Here is a 21,760-nt window from a genome sequence, read left to right as displayed (position 1 = left end):
CGCGCCTAGGGGGAGCACTGCTCACGCAATAGTGGAACGGCTCACACCGTCGTGTCCTGACCCCAGAGGAGCGCCGTGATCGTCCTCGGCCTGTCCGGTCTGCCGCACTCGCAGGAGCACCTGCACCGCACGCACCCCGACATCGCCCCGCTCGACGAGCGGATCTGCCAGGGGCTCGACAGTGCCGCCGCGCTCGTCGTCGACGGCCGCCTGGTCGCGGCCGCCTCGGAGGAGCGCTTCACCGGGGCGAAGGGCACCGGCGCGTTCCCCGCGCAGGCCGTCGCGTCCTGCCTCGCCGAGGCCGGGGTCTCCCCCGACGACGTCGACCTCATCGCGCACGGCTTCGACTACGACCGTCACCGCCGGGCCTTCACGCTCGCCGGCGCGCCGTTCGACGAGGTCTACGCGAGCGCCACGGTGATCGACGCGCTGACCGGCCTCGGGTGGACCCGGGTCGCCGAGCGCTTCCGCCCGGTGCGCCACCACGTCGCCCACGCCGAGTCCGCGCTCGCGCCGAGCGGGTTCGACCGCGCGCTCGTCGTCGTCAGCGACGGGATGGGCGAGACCGAGTCGCTGTCGGTGTTCCGCGCGCACGGCGACGATCTCGAACTGCTGCACACCGTCCCGATCGCGGCGTCGCTCGGCATCCTCTACTCGATCGCCACCCGCTTCCTCGGGTTCCAGTTCAACAACGACGAGTACAAGGTCATGGGCCTCGCGCCCTACGGCGAGCCGGACCGGTTCCGGCCGGTGTTCGAGAAGCTCGCCCGCGTCGACACCGAGCGCGGCACGGTCGTCGTCGACTGGCCGGCCGGCAGCCTCACCGAGCCCGAGGCGGGCTACCCGCACGCCCGCGCGTTCCTCGCCGAGGCGGCCTTCACCCCGCGGGTCCCCGACGGCGACATCCACCGCGACGAGGCCGACTTCGCCGCCGCGCTGCAGGACCGCCTGACCACCCTGCTCACCGAGCTCGTCGGGCACTGGCTCGAGCGCACCGGCGAGCGGAACCTCTGCCTGGCCGGCGGGACGTTCCTCAACTGCAAGTCCAACCAGTCGATCGCCGACCTGCCCGGCGTCGACGCGATGTTCGTCCAGCCCGCCTCCGGCGACGACGGCACCGCCCCGGGCGCGGCCTGGCACGTCGCGCGCACCGAGGGCGGCGGGCTCGCCCCGGTCACCGGCCCGTTCGACCCGTACCTGGGCCCGGCCTACACCGCCGACGACGTCCGGGCCGCACTCGACGCCCGGCCCGACCTGACGTGGACGTGGCTCGGGGAGACCGACGAGTACTACGCCCGCGCCGCGGACGACATCGCCGCCGACCGGATCGTCGCCTGGTTCTCCGGGCGCATGGAGTTCGGCCCGCGGGCGCTGGGCCACCGCTCGATCCTCGCCCGCCCCGACGGCGACCGGATCAAGGAGCGGATCAACGGCGCGGTGAAGTTCCGCGAGGCGTTCCGGCCGTTCGCCCCGGCGGTGCTCGACGAGGACGTCGACCGCCTCTTCGTCACCCGCGGCTTCGAGCCCGACCGCTACATGCTGTGCACCGCGCAGGTCCGCCCGGAGGCCCGGGGCGTCGTCGACGGGATCGTCCACGCCGACGACTCCGCGCGGATCCAGACGGTGCGCGACGACCTCGCCCCCGGCTTCGCGCGCCTGCTGCGCGGGGTGAAGGCGCGGACCGGCTCCGGCGTCGTCGTCAACACCTCGTTCAACGTCAAGGGCCAACCGTTGATCATGGCGCCGGGCACGGCGCTGGACACGTTCGCCGGGATCGCGCTCGACCGTCTCTACATCGAGGGCTACGTCGTCGAGCCGCTCGCCGGGCCGCTCGCCGGGGACGCATGAGCGGCATCCGCCCGCTGACGCGGGAGGACCTGCCCGCCGTCGCCGCGCTCTACGAGCGGCTCGCCCGCTCCGGCACGGACACGCCCCCGGCGGAGCTCGCCGGCTACCTCGCGCGCACGACCCTGGACGCCGCGTGGGCCGACCCGGACATCCCGCCGCTGGTCGCGGAGGGCTCCGACGGCGGGATCGTCGGGTACCTCGGCTCGTACCCGCGGCGGTTCCGCGTCGACGGCCGCGCCGTGCGGGTGGGCTGCTCCGGGCACCTCGTGGCCGACCCCGCGACCCCCGGGATCGGCGCCCTGCTCACCCGGGCCTACCTGCGGGGCCCGCAGGACGTCACGATCACCGACGGCGCCACCGACCTCATGCGCCGGATGTGGCGCCAGCTGCGCGGGCGGGTGCGCACCGCGCCGTCGTTCTCCTGGTACCGCGTACTGCGTCCGACCTCGGCGGTCACCGCGCACCTGGGCGACCGCGGACGCCCGGTGCCGGCGCCGCTGCGCACGGTCGGCGGCGGCGTCGACACGCTCGTCCGGCGCCTCCCGCGCCTGGGCGCGCGCCCCGCCCCGGCGCCCGACCCGGACCTCGTGTCCGAGCCGCTGACCGTCGACGCCCTCGTCGAGCAGATGTCCGAGGCCCCGCGGCACTGGCGCCTGCACCCGGACTACGACGCCCGCCACCTCACCGCCCTGTTCGCCGAGCTCGACGCGGTCGCCCCGCACCGCGGCGAGGTCGTGCGCCGCCTCGTGCGCGGGCGCGGCGGCAAGGTCGTCGGCTGGTACGTCGCCTTCGCGCCGCCGGGCGGGATCGTGCAGGTCCAGCAGCTCGCGAGCACCACGGGAGACCCGGGCCCGGTGCTCGACCACCTGATCGCCGACGCGGACGCCCGCGGCGCGGCCGCCGTGGCCGGGCGGCTCGAGCCGTCGCTCGCCGAGGCCGTCCGCGACCGGCGCTGCCTGGTGCGCCCCGCGGCCTGGGCGCTCGTGGACAGCGAGGACCCCGGCGTGCTTGCGGCGATGGACGCCGACGACACGCTCCTGACCCGGCTCGACGGCGAGTGGTGGATGGGCCACCACGTGCTCTGGCGTGAGGGAGAGTCCGCATGAGCGGTCCGACGGTCTACTCGACCTGCCCGCAGTCCAAGGACGTCGCGGCGTCCGAGTACCTCGACGCGGTCGCCGCGACGGCGCGGTGGAGCGAGGAGGCCGGCTGCGCGGGGATGCTCGTCTACACCGACAACGGCATCGCCGACCCGTGGCTGGTGGCGCAGACGGCGATCGCCGCGACGACGCGCCTCGCGCCGCTCGTGGCCGTGCAGCCGGTGTACATGCACCCGTACACGGCGGCCTCGATGGTGTCCTCGCTCGCGTACCTGCACGGCCGCGCGGTGCACCTGAACATGCTGGCCGGCGGGTTCCGGAACGACCTCGTCGCGCTGGGCGACCGCACCGGGCACGACGACCGCTACGCGCGCACCGTCGAGTACACGCAGATCGTCACCGCCCTGCTGCGGGGCGAGACGGTGACGCGGGACGGCCGCTGGCACCAGGTGGAGAACCTGCGCCTCGCGCCGGCCCTGCCCCCCGAGCTGATGCCGGAGGTGCTCATCTCGGGCTCCTCCCCCGCCGGCCGCGCGGCCGCCGAGGAGATCGGGGCGACGCCGGTCCGGTACCCGGAGCCGCTGGGTTCCGGCGCCGACAGCGACTCCCCCACCGGCGGTGGCGTGCGCATCGGGATCATCGCCCGCGACGACGCCGACGAGGCGTGGCGCGTCGCCCACGAGCGCTTCCCCGCCGATCGCACCGGCCAGGTCGCGCACGCGATGGCCATGCGCGTGTCGGACTCGCACTGGCACCACCAGCTCGCGGGGGTCGCGAAGAACCCCGCACCGCCGGCCGAGCTGGGCACCGAGCCCGAGCCCTACTGGCTCGGCCCGTTCGAGAACTACCAGTCGTTCTGCCCGTACCTCGTCGGGTCGCACGACCGCGTCGCCGCCGAGGTCGCGCGCTACCTGGAGCGCGGCACCGAGGTGTTCGTGCTCGACATCCCGCCCGCGGCCGAGGACCTCGGCCACGCCGGCGAGGTGTTCGCCCGCGCCGGAGCGGCGGCCCGGGCATGACCACGCCGGCCCGGCACCTCCAGGACCTGCTCGCGGAGTCCGCGCAGCGCCATGCCGACCGGCCCGCGCTGGTCGGCACCGACGTGGTGATGACCTACGCCGAGCTCGACGGGGCGGTCAACCGCGTCGCGCACGTGCTGCTCGAGCACGGCCTCTCGCCCGGGGCGCGGGTGTGCGTGCTCGCCGAGAAGGCGCCGTGGACGATCGCCGCGCTGATCGGGACGCTGCGTGCGGGCGGCGCCTACGTCCCCGTCGACCCGGCCGGGCCGACGTCGCGGGTGGCGCGGATCGTCGGCGCCGCCGAGCCCGAGGTCGTGCTGGTGGACGCGGCGTCACGGGCGCTGCTCGACGAGGTGCTCGCCGAACTGCCGGGTCCGACCCCGCTCGTCGGGGCCATCGACGTGCAGGACGGGCTCGCCTTCACGCGCGACGACCTGCTCACCGCCCCGACCACGGACCCCGGCGTCGCACCGATCGACCTCGCCCACCTGCTGTTCACGTCCGGCTCCACCGGCGTGCCCAAGGGCGTGATGATCACCCACGACACCGTCCTCGCGTTCGTCGCGTGGGGGCTGCGCCACTTCGGGACCCGCCCCGGCGACCGCGTCTCCGGCCACCCGCCGCTGCACTTCGACCTGTCGACCTTCGACATCTACGCCACGCTCGCCGCGGGCGCCGAGCTGCACCTCGTCCCGGCCTCCCTGGGCGTCGACCCGCGGGCGACGGCGGCGTTCCTGCGCGACCGGGCGCTGACCCAGTGGTTCTCGGTGCCGAGCGTGCTGACCTACCTGGCACGGTTCGACGTCGTCGCCCAGGACGACTTCCCGGCGCTCGAGCGGCTGCTGTGGTGCGGGGAGGTCCTGCCGACCCCGGTGCTCGCGCACTGGATGCGCCGGCTGCCGCACGTGCGGTTCACCAACCTCTACGGCCCGACCGAGGCGACGATCGCCTCGTCGTTCCACGACGTGCCCGAGGTCCCGGCCGACGAGACCGTGCCGGTGCCGATCGGGACGGCGTGCGACGGCGAGGAGCTGCGGGTCCTCGACGAGGCGATGGCCCCGGTGCCCCCCGGCGAGGTCGGCGACCTCTGGATCGGCGGCGCCGGGCTCTCGCCGGGCTACTGGCGCGACCCGGAGAAGACGGTCGCGGCCTTCGTGCCGGACGCCGCGGGCGAGCGCCTCTACCGCACCGGCGACCTCGCCCGCGTCGACGGCGCCGGCGTCGTGCACTTCCTCGGCCGCGCCGACTCGCAGGTCAAGAGCCGCGGCTACCGCATCGAGCTCGGCGAGATCGAGGCCGCGCTCGCGACCGTGCCCGGCATCCGCGAGTGCGCGGTGGTCGGCATCGACACCGGCGGCTTCGAGGGCACCACGATCTGCGGCGCGTACTCCGTGACCGAGGGCCACGTGCTGCCCGCCACCGACGTCCGGCGGCGGCTCGCCGAGCTGGTGCCGAAGTACATGGTGCCCGCGCGGTGGGCCGAGCTCGACGACCTGCCCCACAACGTCAACGGCAAGATCGATCGTCCGGCGCTGCGGGAGCGCTTCGCGCCCACTCCCGCCGCGGCCGCCCCGACAGGAGGACGCTGACCATGCCCGACGCCACCCCCACCGCCGGCACCGGCCCGATGACCGAGCAGCTGACCGACCTGGTCCGCGACCGCCTCGGCGTCGAGGTCCCCGCCCCCGCCACCGACCTCGTCGCCGAGGGGCTGCTCGACTCGCTCGCGCTGGTGACGCTGATCGTCGGGCTGGAGGACACCTTCGGCTGCCGGCTCCCGCTCGACGACTTCGACATCGACCGGTTCCGCAGCGTCGACGCGATGGCCGCGTTCCTCGCCGAGGTCGGGGTGACCGGGTGAGCGCACCCGCCGCGTCGCCGGAGACGGTCGCCCTGGACACCGCCGCCCTGGAGACCGTCGCCCTGGACACCGTCGACGGGCACCTCGCCGCGGTCGTCGAGCACCTCGGGGCGCCGCCCGCCGACCGCGACCCGCTGCTCTGGGCCGCGCACGAGGCCGCCCTGTGCGCCCGGGCGCTGCTGGCGATGCGCGCGGGCTCGGCGTCGGGCCCGGACGTCGACTGGTCGTCGGTGCTCGCGTCGGCACGGGCGTCGATGGCCGCGGTCTCCTACGCGCGGCGCGAGGCCGGCTAGAGGGTGCTGACGGGGAGGCCGTGGGCCTCGCCGACGGCGGCGCCGTAGAGCTCCCCGCCGTGGGTCGCGAGACCGGCGGCCAGCCCGGCGTCGGCGGCCAGCGCGTCGCGCCAGCCGCGATCGGCCAGCGCCAGCGCGAACGGCAGCGTCGCGTGGGTGAGCGCGTGGGTGGAGGTGTTCGGCACCGCGCCGGGCATGTTGGCCACGCAGTAGAAGAGCGTGTCGTGCACCGGGAACGTCGGGTCGGAGTGCGTCGTCGGGTGCGAGGACGCGAAGCAGCCACCCTGGTCGATGGCGATGTCGACGAGCACCGCGCCCGGCTTCATGCGGGCGACGAGGGCGTCGGAGACGAGCGTCGGGGCCTTCGCGCCCGGGACGAGGACGGCGCCGACGACGAGGTCGGCGTCCAGGACGGCGCGCTCCAGGTTGTCGACGCTCGAGTACATCGTCTGCACCCGGCCCGCGTAGCGGGCGTCGAGGGCGCGCAGGGTGTCGAGGTTGGTGTCGAGCACGGTGACGCGGGCGTGCATGCCGACCGCCATCTGCACCGCCGAGGCGCCGGAGACGCCGCCGCCGATGACGACGACGTGGCCGGCGGGCGCGCCGGGGACGCCGCCGAGCAGCAGGCCGCGGCCCGCCTGGGAGCGCATGAGGTGGTAGGCGCCGACCTGGGGCGCGAGCCGGCCCGCGACCTCGCTCATCGGGGCGAGCAGGGGCAGCGCGCCGTTGCGGGTGACGGTCTCGTAGGCGATGGCGGTGGTGCCGGCGTCGAGCAGGGCCTGTGTGCACTCGCGGGACGCGGCGAGGTGGAGGTAGGTGAAGAGCGTGAGGTCGGCGCGCAGGCGGTGGTACTCCGCGGCCACCGGCTCCTTGACCTTGACGACCATGTCGGCGTCGCCCCACACGTCGTCGGCGTCGGCGAGGATGCGGGCGCCGGCCTCCTTGTACTCGTCGTCGCCGAACGCGGAGCCGAGGCCCGCGCCCTGCTCGACGGTCACCTGGTGGCCGTGGGCGACGAGCTCGCGCACGCCCCCGGGCGTGAGGGCCACCCGGAACTCGTTGTCCTTGACCTCGGCGGGCACCGCGACCTTCATCGTCCTTCTCCGTCCGTTGGCGTCCTGCCTCCAGGGTGAAGTTCCTGCGTCGTGATCGGTAGTTCAATGCAGATGATTCTGTAGAGTCGCACCGTGCGCGAAGGATCGGACGACGCGACGCGTCTGGCGGCCGCTCCGCCGAACGATGTGCGGCCCCTCGACGAGGTCGATCGCGCCCTCCTGGCCCACCTTGTCGCCGACGCCCGCGTCACCAACGCCGCGCTCGCCGAGGCCGTCGGCATCGCCCCGTCCACGTGCCTCGCGCGGGTGCGGTCGCTGCGCGAGCGGGGCGTGATCCGCGGGTACCACGCGGACGTCGATCCGGCCGCCGTCGGGCTGCCGCTGCAGGCGATGATCTCGGTGCGCCTCCAGAGCGACGCGCGTGACCGGCTGGGCGAGTTCACGGGGCTCGTCCGGCGCCTGCCGGAGGTGCGCGACGTGTACTTCGTGGCCGGCGAGGACGACTACCTGCTGCACGTCGCGACCGCGGGGACGGGCGCGCTGCGCGACCTCGTCGCCCGCCTCAACGCCCACCGTGACGTGGCGGGCACCGTCACGAGCCTGATCTTCGACCACCTCCGGCCCGTCCCCGCCCCCGGCTCGTAGGCTTCCGCCCGTGATCGTCGGCCTGACCTTCGCGGTCCTCGCGCTCGCCCTCGCGTGGGCGCTGTGGTGCGCGGTGTCGGCGGTGGTCGGCCAGGCCCCCACGGTCCGGCACCGGATCGGGCTGCTGGTGCTCGAGGCGGTGGCGCTGGTCGTCGCGCTGGTCATCGTCGTCGGGCTCGTGGTCGAGGGCGGGCGCACCACCGGCGCCGTCGTCGAGATCGTCGGCTACCTCGTCGCGGTGCTGGCGGTGCTGCCGATCGGGGCCGCGCTGGCCCACGGCGAGCGCACGCGGTACGGCTCGGTGGTGCTCGCGGTCGCCGGGGTCACGCTCGCGGTGCTGGCGCTGCGCACCGGCCAGGTGTGGGCGGTGACCGGTGCCCGCTGAATCGTCAGGGCGGTCCCTCTCCGGCGGCCCCGGCCGCGTGCTCCTGATCGTCTACGTGATCTTCGCGATCTCCGCGGGCGCCCGGGCGGTCTACCAGATCGCCGTCCAGTTCGAGCGCGCTCCGGAGGCCTACCTGCTCTCGGCGTTCGCGGCGGCGGTGTACCTCGTCGCCGCGGTCGCCCTGGGTCGCGGGGCCCGGCGCGTGGCGCTGGTGGCGGTGGTGATCGAGCTGGTCGGGGTGCTGGCCATCGGCACGCTGTCGCTGCTGCGCCCGCAGGACTTCCCCGACCCCACGGTGTGGTCGGACTTCGGCGTCGGCTACGGCTTCGTCCCCGTCGTCCTGCCCGTTCTGGGCCTGCTGTGGCTCCGCCGCGTACGTGAGTGAAATTCCCGGCTATCGCCGGGAATTTCACTCACGAAGGAAGGTGAGCAGGGCGACGGTGAACTCGTCGGGGGCCTCGAGGTTGGGGTAGTGCGCCGCGTCCTCGATCTCGACGACGTCGCGGGCGACCTCGCGCGCCATGCGCCGGTGGTCCGGGCTGTCGAGCAGGCCGACGATCGCGAGCACCGGGAGGGTCAGCTCGCGCGAGCGCGCCGCCGCGTCGGCCACCGGCGTGGGCAGGACGGGCATGCCGTCGGGCACGTGGTGGTCGAGGGTGTCGTCGGTCATCCGTCGCACGTGGGCGACCATGTCCGGGGCGACGTCGTCGAGCGGGCGCCCGACGCCGAAGCTGATCTCGAGGAAGATCTCGGTCCAGAGCGCGCGGTCGCGGGCCTGTTCGGACGCCGCCCAGCGGGCGAGGAGCTCCAGCGTCGCCGGGTCGCGGAACTCGGCCCCGCCGGCCCCGGCGCCGCTGACGACGAGCCCCGACACCAGCTCCGGGGCCTCGAGCGCGAGGTCCACGGCGACGGTGGCGCCCAGCGAGATGCCCGCGACGGTCGTCGGCCCCAGGTCGAGGTCGCGCAGGAGCGCGGCGACGTCGTCGACGTGACGGAACGGCGCCGTCGGGGTGGGGGACGCGCCGTGGCCGCGCAGGTCGGGCGCGATGACGCGGTGGGTGCGGGTGAGCGCGGCGATCTGCGGCGCCCAGAGACGGTGGTCGAGCGCGCCGCCGTGGAGGAGCACGACGGGCCGGCCGGCCCCCTGGTCGATGTGGTGCAACATGACAACCAAGGTGTCATGTCTCGAGCCATATGACAACATGGGTGTCATGACGGCTCCGGGTGCCCGCCTCGCCGCGGTGTTCGACGTCCTCGGCCCTCTCTACCGGCGCGGGGTCCGGGCCGTGGAGCAGGAGGGCGGGATGCCCGTGGGCGTCCGGGCGGTGCTGGACGCGCTCGCGGGGTGCGGGGCAGCGACGGTGCCGACGGTGCCGACGTTGGCGCGGACGCTGTCGCTGAGCCGGCAGTTCGTCCAGCGCTCGGTCGACGACGCCGCCGAGCGAGGGTGGGTACGCACGCGCGAGAACCCGGCGCACCGCCGGTCGGTGCTGGTGGAGCTGACCGACGCCGGGGTGGAGGTGCTCAGCGACGTGCGCGACGGCGAGCGCCGGGAGCTCGGGGCGCTGGAGGAGGGACTGGACCCCGACGACCTCGACGCCTGCCTGCGCGTCCTGCGCGCCCTGTCCACCCGCCTGGCCGACCACCCCATGTGAGCGAACTTCGGGCCTATGGGCCCGAAGTTCGCTCACATACGCCGGTCAGCCCAGCCCGGTCCCCTCGACGCCGCGGCGCCAGTAGCCGTCGAGGTCGACCGCCGCGGTGGGCAGCAGCGCGCGCAGGCGGCGGCGCACCGGGCGCAGCGCCCCGGCCTCGGCGCCCATCCACGCGAACCCCTGGCCCCCGGGCGGCGTGAACGCGGCGACGCCCTCGTCCAGCAGGGTCGTCGTGCCCGGCGCCGCGCCGTCGCGGTGGCGCCAGTCGACGGTGACGTGCGGCGGGACGTCGCCGAGGTACGCCTCCTCGGCCGCGTCGGCGACCTCGACGACGAGGTGCACCGGCACCGCGGGCAGCTGGTCGACCCACCGCGCCAGCGCCGGCAGCGCGGTCTCGTCGCCGCCGAGCAGGTACCAGTCGCGGTGCTCGACGGCCAGGCTCGAGCGCGGGCCGTGCAGCGACAGCGCCCCGCGCGGGTCCTCCGCCCACGCCCCGGCGAGCCCGTCGCCGTGGCGCACGAGATCGATCTCGACGACGCCCGCGGCCGGGTCGTGGCGGCGCAGCGTGTACTCGCGGTACGGCCGCGGGATGCCCGCCGACGGCACGACGAGCCCCCTCGCGTTCAGCTCCGGCTCCGGCGGCTCCTCCCCCGGTGCCGACGGGAAGAACACCTTGGCGTGGTCGGTGGGCCCGGCGACGGGCAGGTCGGCCAGGTCGCCCGCCAGCCGCACGCGACGCATCCGCGGGGTCAGGTCCAGCGCCTCGACGACCTCGACCCGGCGGGGACGCGTCGCCTCCGGGCCGTGCTCGACGTGCGAGACGACCGGAGCGTCGCGGACCACCATGTGCCCTACGTTAACGAGCCCACCGCCGCAGGTACTGCTCGGTCGGCGACGAGAGCGGTTTACGGGAGGACGCGGTACCGCAGGTGCATCGCCCCGCTCGCGAACCGGCGCTCGCCGACCAGCTCGAGGCCGAGGCGCACGCCGTCGGGCAGGAACCGCGTGCCGCCGCCGACCACCACGGGCATGACCACCGGCGCGATCTCGTCGACCAGGCCCGCCGCGAGCGCCGCGGACGCGAGCTCCGGCCCGTCGACGGTCAGGTCGCCCGCGTCCTTCAGCGCCCGCACGGCGTCGGCGTCGAGCTCCCGCTCGATGCGGGTGCGTGCGCTGGCGACCTCCTCGAGGGTCCGCGAGTAGACGACCTTGTCGGCGGCCTGCCAGGTCTTCGCGAACGCGGCGACCTCCGCCGGCTCGCCGGGCAGGGCGTCCGCGGTCTCCCAGAAGACCATCGTCTCGTACATCCGACGCCCGTAGAGGTAGGTCCCGACGCCGCGGGTGTACTCCTCCATCGCCGTGTGCAGCTCCGCGTCCTCGGTGATGCCCCAGCCGAAGTCGCCGTCGGCGTCCGCCGTGTAGCCGTCGAGCGACGTCAGCATCGAGTAGATCAGTCGGCCCATGGCGTCCTCCGGTTGCATTCTGCAAGTGGTTCGGGAGCATAGCGGTCCGTGCTAGGACTCGGGAGGGCTCGAGCAGCTCGCCGCCGTCGTCGGGTCCGGCCACGTCCTCCCGGGTGACGACCCGTCGGTCGCCGACCTCTGCGCCGACGAGGCCCTCGGCGTCCCGGCGGGCAAGCCCGCGTGCGTCGTGTGGCCGGGCGACCGCGACGAGGTGACCGCCGTCGTGCGCGCGGCCCGCGCCGCCGGGGCGACGGTGACCGCGCGCGGCGCGGGCACCGGGCTGTCCGGCGCCGCGACCCCCGACGACGGCGCGGTGCTCGTGTCGTTCGCGCGGATGGACCGGGTCCTCGAGATCGACCCCGTCGACGCCGTCGCGGTGGTCCAGCCCGGGGTGTCGCTCGCCGATCTCGACGCGGCCGCCCTCGCGCACGGCCTGACCTACCCCGTGCACCCCGGCGAGACGTCGGCGTCGCTGGGCGGCACCGTCGCCACCAACGCCGGGGGCATGCGCGCCGTGCGCTACGGCGTCACCCGCTCGCACGTGCTCGGTCTCGAGGCGGTGCTCGCCGACGGCTCGGTGGTGCGCACCGGCGGCCGGCTCGCGAAGATCTCGTCGGGCTACGACCTCACCCAGCTGCTCGTCGGCTCGGAGGGCACGCTCGCCCTGGTCACCGAGGTGATCGTCCGGCTGCACCCGGCGCTGCCGTCGCGGCGCACGGTGCTCGCGCCGTTCCCGGACGCGGACGCCCTGATCGCCGCCGTCGGGCGGGTCATCGCGTCGGGGTTGGGCCCGACCATCTGCGAGTACCTCGACGGCCCGACGATGCGCGCGGTGTGCACCGCCGCGGACCTGTCGCTGGGGCTGCCCGAGGACCTCGTCGACGCCGACCACCTGCTCGTCGAGCTCGCCGGGCGGCGCCAGGAGCGGGTGGACGAGGACGCCGAGGAGCTCGCCGACGTGCTGGGCGCCGCCGGGGCGTCCGACGTGTTCGACCTCCCCGCGGGCTCGGCGCGACGGCTCGTCGAGGCGCGCGAGAAGGCGTTCTGGGCGGTCAAGGCGGCGGGTGCCGACGAGATCGTCGACCTCGTGGTACCGCGCTCGGCGATGGCGGCGTTCCTCGGGCGGGCCCGGGCGGCGGGCGACGCGCACGGCTCGCGGGTGCTGGGCTGCGGGCACGCGGGCGACGGCAACGTGCACCTCGCGGTCTTCCAGCCCGATCCCGCGCTCCTCGAGAAGACCCTGCACGACGTGTTCGCGGCCGGGACGGCGCTCGGCGGGGCGGTCTCGGGCGAGCACGGCGTCGGGCGCGCCAAGGCCCACGCGCTCGCGTCGTTCGGCGACCCCGTGGCGCTCGACGTCGTCCGCCGCCTGCGGGCCGCGCTGGATCCGGACGGCGTGCTGAACCCCGGGTGTGCGCTGCGCTGACGACGCTAGGGTCCCGGACGTGGCGGAGATGGTCATCGCCCGGAATCCCGACGAGGGGTCGTCGCTCGGCTTCCTGCTCTGGCTGCCCCTCGGTGACGGCCTGCTGTTCCGGACCTCGGACACGTGGCCGCGGACCAAGGCGCTCTACTGCCACCCGGCCGACCTCGAGGAGTGGCCGGCCGAGCCCGACGTGGTCGAGCGCGTCGCGCTGCGCTCGTGCGCGCGTCGCGGGGCGGCGATCGACGTCGTGCTCGACCGCGCCCGCGAGAACCGGTCCCAAGTCGTCTACACCCGTGGCCGCGGCCGCGACATGGTGTTCTGGCAGTCGCCGCGCACCCGCAAGCAGGCACGACCGCAGGTCCGGACGCCGACGGCGCGCCCCGGCGGGCTGGACGACGACGGGATCGAGATCGTCGTCGACGCCCACGAGCGCTACCCGTACACGTTCGGGAAACAGCAGGCCCGGACCGTGCGCCGCGCCCTCGTGGCCGGCGACTACGGCGTCCTGCTCGGGGACACGCTCGTGGCCTCGGTCGAGCGCAAGTCACTGCCCGACCTCGTCTCCAGCGTGACGAACAGCCGGCTGCGCTTCGCCCTCGGCGACCTCGCCGCACTCCCCCGGGCGGCCGTGGTCGTCGAGGACCGGTGGTCGCAGGTGTTCGCGCAGCGACACGTCCGGCCCGCGCAGGTCGCCGACTCCCTCGCGGAGCTGCAGGTCCGGTGGCCCGCGATCCCCATCGTCTTCGCCGAGACCCGGCCGCTGGCCGAGGAGTGGACCTATCGCTACCTGGCCGCGGCGCTGGCCTGGGCGCGCGACGAGCAGGCCGTCGGCACCCGGCTGCCGGGCGCGGTGACCGAGCTGTCGGGCGGCGGCACGTCCGAACCGTCCACCGCGGAGGTCCGGGCGTGGGCACGCGGGCACGGCATCGAGGTGCCCGACCGCGGACGGCTCCGGCCCGCGGTGTGGGAGCGGTTCCGGGCGGCGCGGTTGTCCGAGGAGCGCTGACCGCCGACACTCGTGAGCGTGCGCAACGATCCCGACGTCGTCGTCATCGGGGCCGGTTTCGCCGGGCTCTACATGGTCCACCGCCTGCGCGGGCTCGGGATCTCCGTGCACGGGCTCGAGGCCGCCGACGGCGTGGGCGGTACCTGGTTCTGGAACCGCTACCCCGGCGCGCGGTGCGACTCGGAGAGCTACTACTACTGCTACGCGTTCTCCCGCGAGCTCGAGCAGGAGTGGGACTGGACGGAGCGCTACCCCGGCCAGGCGGAGATCCTCTCCTACCTCGAGCACGTCGCCGACCGGTTCGACCTGCGGCGGTCGTTCTCGTTGTCGACGACGGTGTCCTCGGCGAGCTGGGGCGGCGACCGGTGGGTGATCGACACCGAGGGCGGCGAGCGGTGGACCTGCCGGTGGCTCGTGACGGCCGTCGGCTGCCTGTCGTCGGCGAACGTCCCCGACATCCCCGGTCTGGCGTCGTTCGCGGGCGAGTGGCACCACACCGGGCAGTGGCCGCACGAGGGCGTCGACGTCACCGGACGGCGGGTCGGCGTCGTCGGCACCGGCTCTACCGGCATTCAGGCGATCCCCGTGCTCGCCGCGTCGGCCGCGCACCTGACCGTCTTCCAGCGGACGGCGAACTTCAGCATCCCGGCGCGGAACGCCCCGTTGTCGACGTCCGAGGCCGCGGGCTACAAGGCCGACTACGCCGCGATCCGCGAGGTCCAGCAGGCGTCCACCAACGGTCACCCGTTCGTCGTCAGCGACGTCGACACCCTGGCCCTGCCCGACGACGAGCGGCGCGCCCTCTTCCAACGGGCCTGGGAGCGCGGCGGGCTGCGCTTCCGCGCGGCGGTGCGCGACGTGCTCACCGACCCGGCGGTCAACGACGAGACCTCCGAGTTCCTCCGCTCCAAGATTCGTTCGACGGTCGACGACCCCGAGGTCGCCGAGACCCTGACCCCCCGCGACCACCCCTTCGCCACCAAGCGCCCGCCGATCGACACCGACTACTTCGAGACCTACAACCGGCCGAACGTGTCGCTGGTGGACGTGCGGGCGGACCCGATCGAGGCCGTCACGCGGGACGGGGTTCGGCTGGCCTCCGGCGCCGAGCACCCCCTCGACGTCCTCGTGTTCGCCACCGGCTTCGACGCCCTGTCCGGGCCGCTGCTGCGCCTCGGCCTGCGCGGCCGCGACGGTGTGGCGCTCGCCGACGCGTGGGCCGAGGGCGCCGCGACCTATCTGGGGCTCGGCGTGGCGGGCTTCCCGAACCTCTTCACGATCACCGGGCCCGGCAGCCCGTCGGTGCTGACGAACATGCCGACGTCGATCGAGCAGCACGTCGAGTGGATCGCCGACCTCGTCGCCCACCTGCGGGCCCACGACCTCGACGCCGAGCCGACGCCGGAGGCCCAGGCGCGGTGGGCCGACCACGTGCGCGAGGCGGCCGACGCGACGCTGCTGCCGCAGGCGGCGAGCTCCTGGTACCTCGGCGCGAACGTTCCGGGCAAGCCGCGGGTGTTCCTGCCCTACGCCGGCGGGTTCGCGCGCTACCGCGGGATGTGCGACGCGGAAGCGGCGGCGGGCTACCCGGGGTTCGCGCTGCGCTCGCGGCGCCGGGCGGCGTGAGCCGGGTGATCGTGGTGGATTTCCTGACGTCTGACGTCAGCGTGGCCGCCACGCTGAGACACCCCGTGCCTCAGGCGGTCTGGAGGGCCGGGCGGTCGGGGTGGTCGGCGCGCACGACGAGGTCGGCGACGGTGACCGGGTCGACCTCGTCGGTGTAGCGGGCGTAGGCCGGCAGCGTCCAGGCCTCGTCGGGCGGGGTGCGGCGCTGCAGCACCGTGTCCGACAGCGCGAGGTGCACCGCGACCTCCGCCGGAAGGCCCCGCCCCAGCAGCAACGGGCCGTCGACGACCACCACCCCCGATGGCGGCAGGGTGACCCGCTCGGCGCGGGCGGCCCGCTCGACCTCCACGTCCCAGAGCCGGGGCAGCACCTGCCCGCTCCCGCCCGGGCCGAGTGGCGCCAGCACCTCGCGCACGAGCGCGCCCGCGTCGAGCCAGTCGTCGTAGAACGCGTCCGGGTCGGTGCGCCCGCGCTCGAGGCGCACCGACGCCGGGCGCAGGAAGTCCCACGCCGACACCCGCACCACGGGCCGCGAGCGCACCCGCAGGGGGTCGACGAGCGCGTCGGCGAGCACCTCCGGGCGGGCCGGCGGTGCGCCGTCGACCAGGACCCGGACGTGGCCCGGACCGGCGCGCTCGACGGCGGCGACGAGCTCGGCGGCGAGGGCCTCGGGGGTGAGCGGGCGGATCGGCATCCCGCCCAGCATCGCTGATCAGGTCGGCGTGCGCTCCGACCGCGCCGCGTCGTCGATGGCCCCCTGCCCGGCCTGGTCCTCGGACGCCGCGTCGGCCTCGTCGGCCTCCGGCGGGCGCGGGTGCATCATCAGGAGGGCGACCAGCGAGATCACCGCGCAGATCAGGATGTAGATCGAGATCCAGAAGCTCGACCCGGTGGCGGCCAGGAGCCCCGCGGCGATCAGCGGCGCCGGGCCGCCCGCGGTGATCGACGCGAGCTGGTAGCCGAGGCCGGCGCCCGTGTAGCGGATGCCGGTGCCGAAGCTCTCGGAGATCAGCGCCGCCTGCGGGCCGTACATCAGGTCGTGGAACACCAGGCCGAGCACCATCCCGAGCAGCACCAGCCCGCCGACCTGCGTGTCCAGGAGGGCGAAGTACGGGAAGGCGTACAGGCCGGTGAGCACGACGCCGATGCCGTAGACGAGGCGCCGGCCGATCTTGTCGGAGAGCCACCCGAAGAACGGCACGCTGACGATGCCGAAGCAGGCCGCGACGATGAGGTAGAGCAGCAGGTCGCTGCGCTCCAGGTCGAGCTGCTGGGTGCCGTACACCAGCACGAACGAGGTGAACAGGTAGAACGGGGCCTGCTCGGCGGTGCGCACGAACATCGCCTTGAGCACGTCGCGCCACTGGGTGCGCAGGGTCTCGGCCAGCGGCAGCTTCGCGACCTTGCCCGAGGTCTTGATCTGCGCGAACGCCGGCGACTCGAGGACCGTCAGGCGCACCCAGAGGCCGATCCCGATGAGCACGACGCTGGCGATGAAGGGCACGCGCCAGCCCCACTCGAGGAACTCCGGCCCCGAGAACCGCCAGACGACGAACGTGCCGAGGGCCAGCCCGATCGGGACGCCCGCCTGCGGCCAGGCCGCCATGAGCCCGCGCTGGCGCCGGTGGCCCCACTCCATGGCCATGAGCACCGAGCCGCCCCACTCACCGCCGACGCCGATCCCCTGCAGCACCCGCAGCAGCGTCAGCAGGATCGGGGCGGCCACGCCGATCGTCTCGTAGGTGGGCAGCAGGCCGATGACGACCGTCGCCCCGCCCATCAGCAGCAACGTCGCGACGAGGCTGTACTTGCGGCCGATCCGGTCGCCGTAGTGGCCGAAGATCGCGGCGCCGATCGGCCGGGCGGCGAAGCCCACGAACTGCGTGGAGAACGCCAGCAGCACGCCACCGGTGCTCGAGTTCGCGAAGAACAGCGGACCGAACACGAGCGCGGCGGCGGTGTTGTAGAGGAAGAAGTCGTACCACTCGATGGTGGTGCCGACGGTGCTCGCGACGACGGCCCGGCGCTTGAGCGCCCGACGGTCAGTTCCGGCGGGGAGGGTGCTCATGCCGGACAATCGTCGTTACCTCACTCACACAGGGCAATACTTCGTGTGCCCCGCGTGACTGGGCCGTTCAGAGCAGTGGCTCAGATCACCGAGAAGCGGTCGGTGAGCGGTTCGCCGTCGTCCCGGCTGATGACGCAGCTGACCTCGCGGCCACCGCGCGTGGCCCCCGCGGAACCCGGGTCGGCGAACGCCGCCCGGCCGGGGACCACGGCCGTCATGCGCAGGTCGTCGCGGTCGACGCCGCCCGCGGTCGGCACCAGCAGGTCGGAATCGACGTACATCGCGCAGTAGGCGCGGCCGAAGTCGGCCAGGGCGCGCTCGCCGGGGTACGACACCGCGCGCCCTTCGCCGATCGGCGCCGTCGAGGCGACCACCTCGACGTCGTGAGGGGTGCCGCACTGGGCGTCGGCGTCCGGGCCGAACCCGCCGCCACCGGCCAGCTCACCGCGGGCGCACTGGCCCTCGAACAACGTGTACTGCTCCAGGTCGCCGCCGGGGCCGAAGGTCAGCACGTCCGGCGCCGCGGTGAACGGCCGCCAGCCGCCCATGAGGGCGCCGGCGAGCAGCACCACGAGGACGACGCCCACGGCCACGGCGGCGACCACGACACGGCGCGGCACGGCCGGGCGCGCCGTCCCCGCGGCGCTCAGTTCTCCTGCTCCACGTGCATGGCCTGCTCCTCCACGGTGCCCGGCTCGTTGTCGATGGCCGCGACCTCGCCGATCGCGTCGTCGGCGGGCAGGCCGGTCGCCTCGGCGCTGCCGGCCGCCGACGAGACGCCGAGCTCGACCTCCCGGTCCACGAGCTGCTCGGCCTCGGTGGCACCGTCGGCGCCGTCGGCGTCCAGCACGGCTCCGCCACCGACGCCGTCGACGGCGTTGGCCGGGTCGTCGACGGACTCGTCGAGCTCGTCGATCGGGGTCGCGGCCAGCGGCCGGTCCGGCGGCTGCTCCGCGCCGGCCTCGGGCTCCTCCTGCGGCAGGCGGTAGTCGATGCTGGGGGACTCGGTCTCCCACTCCTGGGTGCCGCCGAGACGCACGTCCCGGCTGTAGCCCTCGGGGGAGTCCATGCCGTCCTCGAGGGGGTCGGCGTCCAGGCGGTCCTCGTCCAGGATCACGGACGGCTCGGTGTCCAGGCTGGTCATGTCGTTGTCCAGGACGGCTTCGCCCCGTTCGACGGACTCCTCGCTCACGCGTCCTCGCTCCTCGTCGCTGGTCGGCGGACAGTCTCCGCCGTCCCGCAGCGTTTCCCGCCACCGCCCCCCGGCATGCGTGGCGTGCGCCGGGAGGCTCAGCCGCGGATGCGGGTGGTGCCCTCGCCCCATTCCTTGGCGCGGAGCTCGAACTTCTGGATCTTCCCGGTCGAGGTCTTGGGCAGCTCGTCGACGATCTCGACGTCACGTGGGGCCTTGTACCGCGCGATCGTGGCCTTGACGTGCTCGATGATCGTCTCGGGCTCCGCCGACTGCCCCTGCCGCAGGATGACGAACGCCTTCGGTCGTTCGCCCCAGCGCTCGTCGGGCACGCCGACGACCGCGGCCTCGAGCACCGCGGGGTGGGACAGCACGGCCTGCTCGACCTCGACGGTCGAGATGTTCTCGCCGCCGGAGATGACGACGTCCTTCGCGCGGTCGCGCAGCTCCACGTAGCCGTCGGGGTGCATGACGCCGAGGTCGCCGGAGTGGTACCAACCGCCGGCGAAGGCCTTCGCCGTCGCGTCCGGGTCGCGGAAGTAGCCGGACATGACGTTGTTGCCCCGCATGACGATCTCGCCCATCGTCTCGCCGTCGTGCGGCACGTCGACGAGCTGCACCGACGCCCAGTCGGTGACCTCCTCGCCGAGCACCTCGACCACCCGCAGCGGCTCGGTCTGGAGCATCCCGACGCCCTGGCGCGCCTGCAGCTTCGCCCGCGCGTGCTCCTCGAGCCCGCGCCACTCCTCCTGCCACTGGCACACCGAGTACGGCCCGTAGGTCTCGGTGAGCCCGTAGACGTGCACGATCCGGAAGCCCATCTTCTCCATCTCGAGGATGGTGGTCGGGCTCGGCGGGGCGCCGGCGGTGGTGACGACGAGCGCGTAGTCCAGTGTCCGCGCCCCGGCGGCGTTCATGATCGTGGTGACGACGGTCGGGGCGCCGTTGAGGTGCGTCACCCGGTGCTCGCCGATGAGGCTCCAGATCGCGTCGCCGCGGACCTCGCGCAGGCACACGTGCGTCCCGCCGATCGCCGTGATCGCCCACGGCGTGCACCACCCGTTGCAATGGAACATGGGCAACGTCCACAGGTAGACCGACGACGGGTCGTGGTACGAGTGGACGATCTCGCCGAAGGAGTTCAGGTAGGCGCCGCGGTGGTGGTACTGGACGCCCTTGGGACGCCCGGTCGTGCCGCTCGTGTAGTTGATGCTGATCGTCGAGCGCTCGTCCGCGACCTCCCAGGGGAGGTCCTCGCCCTGGTCGCCGCGGGTCAGCAGGTCGTCCCACGTGGCGCCCCCGACCGTCGCGCCGGCGTCCGGGCCCTGCGGGTCGACCAGGGTGACGATCTCGCGCACGGTCTCCAGCGAATCCGCGATCGGGTCGACCGTGGGACGCAGCACCGAGTCGACCACCAGCACGCTCGCCTGCGAGTGGTCGAGGATGTAGCGGACCTCCTCGCCCGACAGGCGGGTGTTGACCGCGACGAGCACCGCCCCGGCCAGCGGCACCCCGAAGTGGGCGACGAGCATCTCCGGCACGTTGGGCAGCAGGCACGCCACGCGGTCGCCGGGCGCGACGCCGCTCGCCCGCAGCGCGCGGGCCAGGCGCTGGGCCTGCTCGGCGAACTGGGCGTACGTCGTGCGCTGCTCGCCGTGCACGATCGCCGTCTTGTCCGGGTAGACGTCCGCCGAGCGGCGCAGGAACGACAGCGGCGTCAGCTCGGTGATCCAGGTCTCGGGCGCGGTCACGCCCGCGATCATCGTCCTTCGCCGTGTGACGGGCCAGGGTGCTGCGCCGAATCCTGCTGGGCGTAGTCGGGGCGCTCGTCGGACCCGGGGGCGGTCTCCAGGCCCTCCGCCGCCCAGGCGCGGAACCCGCCGACGACGTCGGTGGCCCGGTGCAGGCCCAGGTCCTGCAGCGCCGCCGCGGCCAGCGAGGACGTGTAGCCCTCGGAGCACAGCACGATCCACTGCCGGTCGTGGTCGCCCGCCTCGGCGACGCGGGCGTCGGAGGTGGGGTCGAGACGCCACTCGAGGTGGTTGCGCTCGATCACGAGCGCGCCCGGCACGGTGCCCTCGTCGAGGCGCTGCCACCCGGGCCGGATGTCCACCAGCCGCGCCCCGGCCGCGACGGCCGCGGCGGCGTCCGCCGGTCCGAGGCGCCGCAGGCGGGCCCGGGCCGCGGCGAGGAGGTCGTCGATCGCGCTCACTCGGGCGATCGTCCCGGCTCGACGAGCTCCGAGCGCGTGCGCCGCAGCACGCCGCCCTCGACGCCGTAGTAGGACATCGCCGACAGCGGCGGGGAGTACGCGTGGACGCTGACCGCGGTCTCGGCGGCGCGGTTGGACACGTCGTGCACGTGGCCGAGGCCGAAGGCGACGCTGCGGCCCGGGTCGAGCGCGCGGCGGCGCAGGCCGGGGCCACGCGCGAGCAGCTCCTCGGCCGCGCAGGTGTCGTCGTCCTCGCGGCCGGCGGTCCAGCGCCACTCGGTCAGCGAGCCCCGGACGACGGTCAGCGCGCCGAGCGAGCCGCCGTGGTCGTGCAGCTCGGCGGCCTGGTCGGTGGCCCAGGAGATCAGCCAGACGTCGAGGTGGTCGTCGGCGTGCAGGCGCCGCGACCAGCGGTGCCGGGGGTCGACCTCCACGGGGTGGTGACCGGCGGCGACCTCCGCCGCCACCTCGCGGGTGAGCGCGGCGAGGTCGGCGAGGCTGGCGGGGGTCGGGCCGTCCTGCCAGCGCCGCAGGTCGGCGCGGCGGGAGCGGGGGCGGGTGAAGGTGGGGCTCGTGACAGGGGTGAGAGGGGTGTGCGCGGCGTGCTCGACCAGGGTGGTCACTCGTCCTCCGGTGCTGCGGGCGTCCGCGCGCGCACGTCACCGGTCGTCGGCGACCGGGCCGGGGAGGTGGCGGTGCGCTGCGCGGGCGAGGGGGATGTCGCGGCCTGGACGGCACGCGACCCGACTCGTCAGGCCCGGCAACACCGCTGGTCGAACATGTGCGCACGACGGCTCTCCCACAGGGGGCCGAGGAGGAAGTGCTGCACGCCGTCATTTGACCACGGCGGCGGGGGTTCGTCACGTCCGGGTCCGCGCGCGCGGCGGGCTGTCGGGGGGCGGTCCT

General features: G+C 74.6%; 23 protein-coding genes and 1 pseudogene. 13 read left to right on the top strand and 11 right to left on the bottom strand.

Features of this window, described 5'->3' with window-relative positions; genetic code table 11:
• Positions 1-75: 75 nt before the first annotated feature.
• The 6 genes from WCD41_RS03350 to WCD41_RS03325 are packed head-to-tail and all read left to right on the top strand — an operon-like array spanning position 76 to position 6,121.
• Complete coding sequence (locus WCD41_RS03350) at positions 76-1,848, top strand: carbamoyltransferase family protein (protein WP_337711949.1); 1,773 nt, start codon at positions 76-78, stop codon at positions 1,846-1,848.
• Complete coding sequence (locus tag WCD41_RS03345) at positions 1,845-2,954, top strand: GNAT family N-acetyltransferase (RefSeq protein ID WP_337711948.1); 1,110 nt, start codon at positions 1,845-1,847, stop codon at positions 2,952-2,954. Before WCD41_RS03350 ends, WCD41_RS03345 begins: the two co-directional genes overlap by 4 nt.
• Positions 2,951-3,967 (top strand): LLM class flavin-dependent oxidoreductase, encoded by a 1,017-nt coding sequence (locus WCD41_RS03340; RefSeq protein ID WP_337711947.1) that lies wholly within the window; start codon positions 2,951-2,953, stop codon positions 3,965-3,967. The genes WCD41_RS03345 and WCD41_RS03340 overlap by 4 nt, the downstream gene beginning before the upstream one ends.
• Complete coding sequence (locus WCD41_RS03335) at positions 3,964-5,556, top strand: amino acid adenylation domain-containing protein (protein WP_337711946.1); 1,593 nt, start codon at positions 3,964-3,966, stop codon at positions 5,554-5,556. The genes WCD41_RS03340 and WCD41_RS03335 overlap by 4 nt, the downstream gene beginning before the upstream one ends.
• Positions 5,557-5,558: 2 nt before the next feature.
• Positions 5,559-5,828: an acyl carrier protein gene (locus WCD41_RS03330; protein ID WP_337711945.1), complete on the top strand. Its 270-nt coding sequence runs from the start codon at positions 5,559-5,561 to the stop codon at positions 5,826-5,828.
• Positions 5,825-6,121, top strand: coding sequence for a hypothetical protein (locus WCD41_RS03325; protein ID WP_337711944.1), 297 nt, complete (start codon positions 5,825-5,827; stop codon positions 6,119-6,121). Before WCD41_RS03330 ends, WCD41_RS03325 begins: the two co-directional genes overlap by 4 nt.
• Here WCD41_RS03325 and ald read toward each other — a convergent pair.
• Positions 6,118-7,215: an alanine dehydrogenase gene (gene ald / locus WCD41_RS03320; RefSeq protein WP_337711943.1), complete on the bottom strand. Its 1,098-nt coding sequence runs from the start codon at positions 7,213-7,215 to the stop codon at positions 6,118-6,120. The genes WCD41_RS03325 and ald overlap by 4 nt on opposite strands.
• A 93-nt stretch (positions 7,216-7,308) precedes the next feature.
• Here ald and WCD41_RS03315 point away from each other — a divergent pair, with 93 nt between their 5' ends.
• The 3 genes from WCD41_RS03315 to WCD41_RS03305 are packed head-to-tail and all read left to right on the top strand — an operon-like array spanning position 7,309 to position 8,591.
• The gene (locus WCD41_RS03315; protein ID WP_337711942.1) at positions 7,309-7,821 is read left to right on the top strand and encodes an Lrp/AsnC family transcriptional regulator; all 513 of its coding nucleotides are present in this window, start codon (positions 7,309-7,311) and stop codon (positions 7,819-7,821) included.
• A 10-nt stretch (positions 7,822-7,831) separates the two neighbouring features.
• The gene (locus WCD41_RS03310) at positions 7,832-8,206 is read left to right on the top strand and encodes a hypothetical protein (protein ID WP_337711941.1); all 375 of its coding nucleotides are present in this window, start codon (positions 7,832-7,834) and stop codon (positions 8,204-8,206) included.
• Positions 8,196-8,591, top strand: a complete 396-nt coding sequence (locus WCD41_RS03305) for a hypothetical protein (RefSeq protein ID WP_337711940.1) — start codon at positions 8,196-8,198, stop codon at positions 8,589-8,591. The genes WCD41_RS03310 and WCD41_RS03305 overlap by 11 nt, the downstream gene beginning before the upstream one ends.
• 24 nt (positions 8,592-8,615) lie before the next feature.
• Here the strand turns inward: WCD41_RS03305 and WCD41_RS03300 are convergent, their stop codons facing one another.
• Positions 8,616-9,371, bottom strand: a complete 756-nt coding sequence (locus WCD41_RS03300; RefSeq protein WP_337711939.1) for an alpha/beta fold hydrolase — start codon at positions 9,369-9,371, stop codon at positions 8,616-8,618.
• Between the two features lie 46 nt (positions 9,372-9,417).
• On the opposite strand from WCD41_RS03300, the gene WCD41_RS03295 reads away from it, so the two are divergent.
• The gene (locus tag WCD41_RS03295) at positions 9,418-9,861 is read left to right on the top strand and encodes a MarR family winged helix-turn-helix transcriptional regulator (RefSeq protein WP_337711938.1); all 444 of its coding nucleotides are present in this window, start codon (positions 9,418-9,420) and stop codon (positions 9,859-9,861) included.
• Positions 9,862-9,906: 45 nt separating this feature from the next.
• Here the strand turns inward: WCD41_RS03295 and WCD41_RS03290 are convergent, their stop codons facing one another.
• Positions 9,907-10,707, bottom strand: a complete 801-nt coding sequence (locus tag WCD41_RS03290) for a siderophore-interacting protein (protein ID WP_337711937.1) — start codon at positions 10,705-10,707, stop codon at positions 9,907-9,909.
• Positions 10,708-10,766: 59 nt separating this feature from the next.
• On the bottom strand, positions 10,767-11,324 hold the full coding sequence (locus tag WCD41_RS03285) for a dihydrofolate reductase family protein (RefSeq protein WP_337711936.1): 558 nt from the start codon (positions 11,322-11,324) through the stop codon (positions 10,767-10,769).
• A gap of 73 nt (positions 11,325-11,397) precedes the next feature.
• Between WCD41_RS03285 and WCD41_RS03280 the strand changes: the two are divergent.
• From WCD41_RS03280 to WCD41_RS03270, 3 genes and pseudogenes are all read left to right on the top strand, one after another.
• A pseudogene (locus WCD41_RS03280) lies at positions 11,398-12,750 on the top strand (FAD-binding oxidoreductase); the annotation flags it as partial.
• 28 nt (positions 12,751-12,778) lie between these two features.
• Entirely contained in the window at positions 12,779-13,756 is a 978-nt protein-coding gene (locus WCD41_RS03275) for an ERCC4 domain-containing protein (protein WP_337712329.1), read from the top strand.
• 72 nt (positions 13,757-13,828) lie between these two features.
• On the top strand, positions 13,829-15,382 hold the full coding sequence (locus WCD41_RS03270; RefSeq protein WP_373695074.1) for a flavin-containing monooxygenase: 1,554 nt from the start codon (positions 13,829-13,831) through the stop codon (positions 15,380-15,382).
• Positions 15,383-15,452: 70 nt separating this feature from the next.
• Here WCD41_RS03270 and WCD41_RS03265 read toward each other — a convergent pair whose 3' ends face one another.
• From WCD41_RS03265 to WCD41_RS03235, 7 genes are all read right to left on the bottom strand, one after another.
• Positions 15,453-16,076, bottom strand: a complete 624-nt coding sequence (locus tag WCD41_RS03265) for a nucleoside/nucleotide kinase family protein (RefSeq protein ID WP_337711934.1) — start codon at positions 16,074-16,076, stop codon at positions 15,453-15,455.
• Between the two features lie 18 nt (positions 16,077-16,094).
• Complete coding sequence (locus tag WCD41_RS03260; RefSeq protein ID WP_337711933.1) at positions 16,095-17,450, bottom strand: MFS transporter; 1,356 nt, start codon at positions 17,448-17,450, stop codon at positions 16,095-16,097.
• A gap of 80 nt (positions 17,451-17,530) precedes the next feature.
• A complete protein-coding gene (locus tag WCD41_RS03255) occupies positions 17,531-18,070 on the bottom strand; it encodes a hypothetical protein (protein ID WP_337711932.1) in 540 nt (179 codons plus the stop codon).
• A gap of 26 nt (positions 18,071-18,096) precedes the next feature.
• Positions 18,097-18,642 (bottom strand): hypothetical protein, encoded by a 546-nt coding sequence (locus WCD41_RS03250; protein ID WP_337711931.1) that lies wholly within the window; start codon positions 18,640-18,642, stop codon positions 18,097-18,099.
• Positions 18,643-18,740: 98 nt separating this feature from the next.
• Positions 18,741-20,405 carry an acyl--CoA ligase family protein gene (locus WCD41_RS03245; RefSeq protein ID WP_337711930.1) on the bottom strand — a complete coding sequence of 555 codons (1,665 nt, stop codon included), beginning with the start codon at positions 20,403-20,405 and terminating at the stop codon, positions 18,741-18,743.
• Positions 20,402-20,854 (bottom strand): rhodanese-like domain-containing protein, encoded by a 453-nt coding sequence (locus WCD41_RS03240; RefSeq protein WP_337711929.1) that lies wholly within the window; start codon positions 20,852-20,854, stop codon positions 20,402-20,404. Before WCD41_RS03240 ends, WCD41_RS03245 begins: the two co-directional genes overlap by 4 nt.
• Positions 20,851-21,477, bottom strand: coding sequence for a cysteine dioxygenase (locus WCD41_RS03235; RefSeq protein ID WP_337711928.1), 627 nt, complete (start codon positions 21,475-21,477; stop codon positions 20,851-20,853). Before WCD41_RS03235 ends, WCD41_RS03240 begins: the two co-directional genes overlap by 4 nt.
• Positions 21,478-21,760 lie beyond the last annotated feature (283 nt).

The organism is Actinomycetospora aeridis, assembly GCF_037400275.1.
Taxonomy (GTDB): domain Bacteria; phylum Actinomycetota; class Actinomycetes; order Mycobacteriales; family Pseudonocardiaceae; genus Actinomycetospora; species Actinomycetospora aeridis.
The sequence above is the reverse complement of the archived record's forward strand: the minus strand, read 5'-3'. Positions and strand labels throughout refer to the sequence as shown.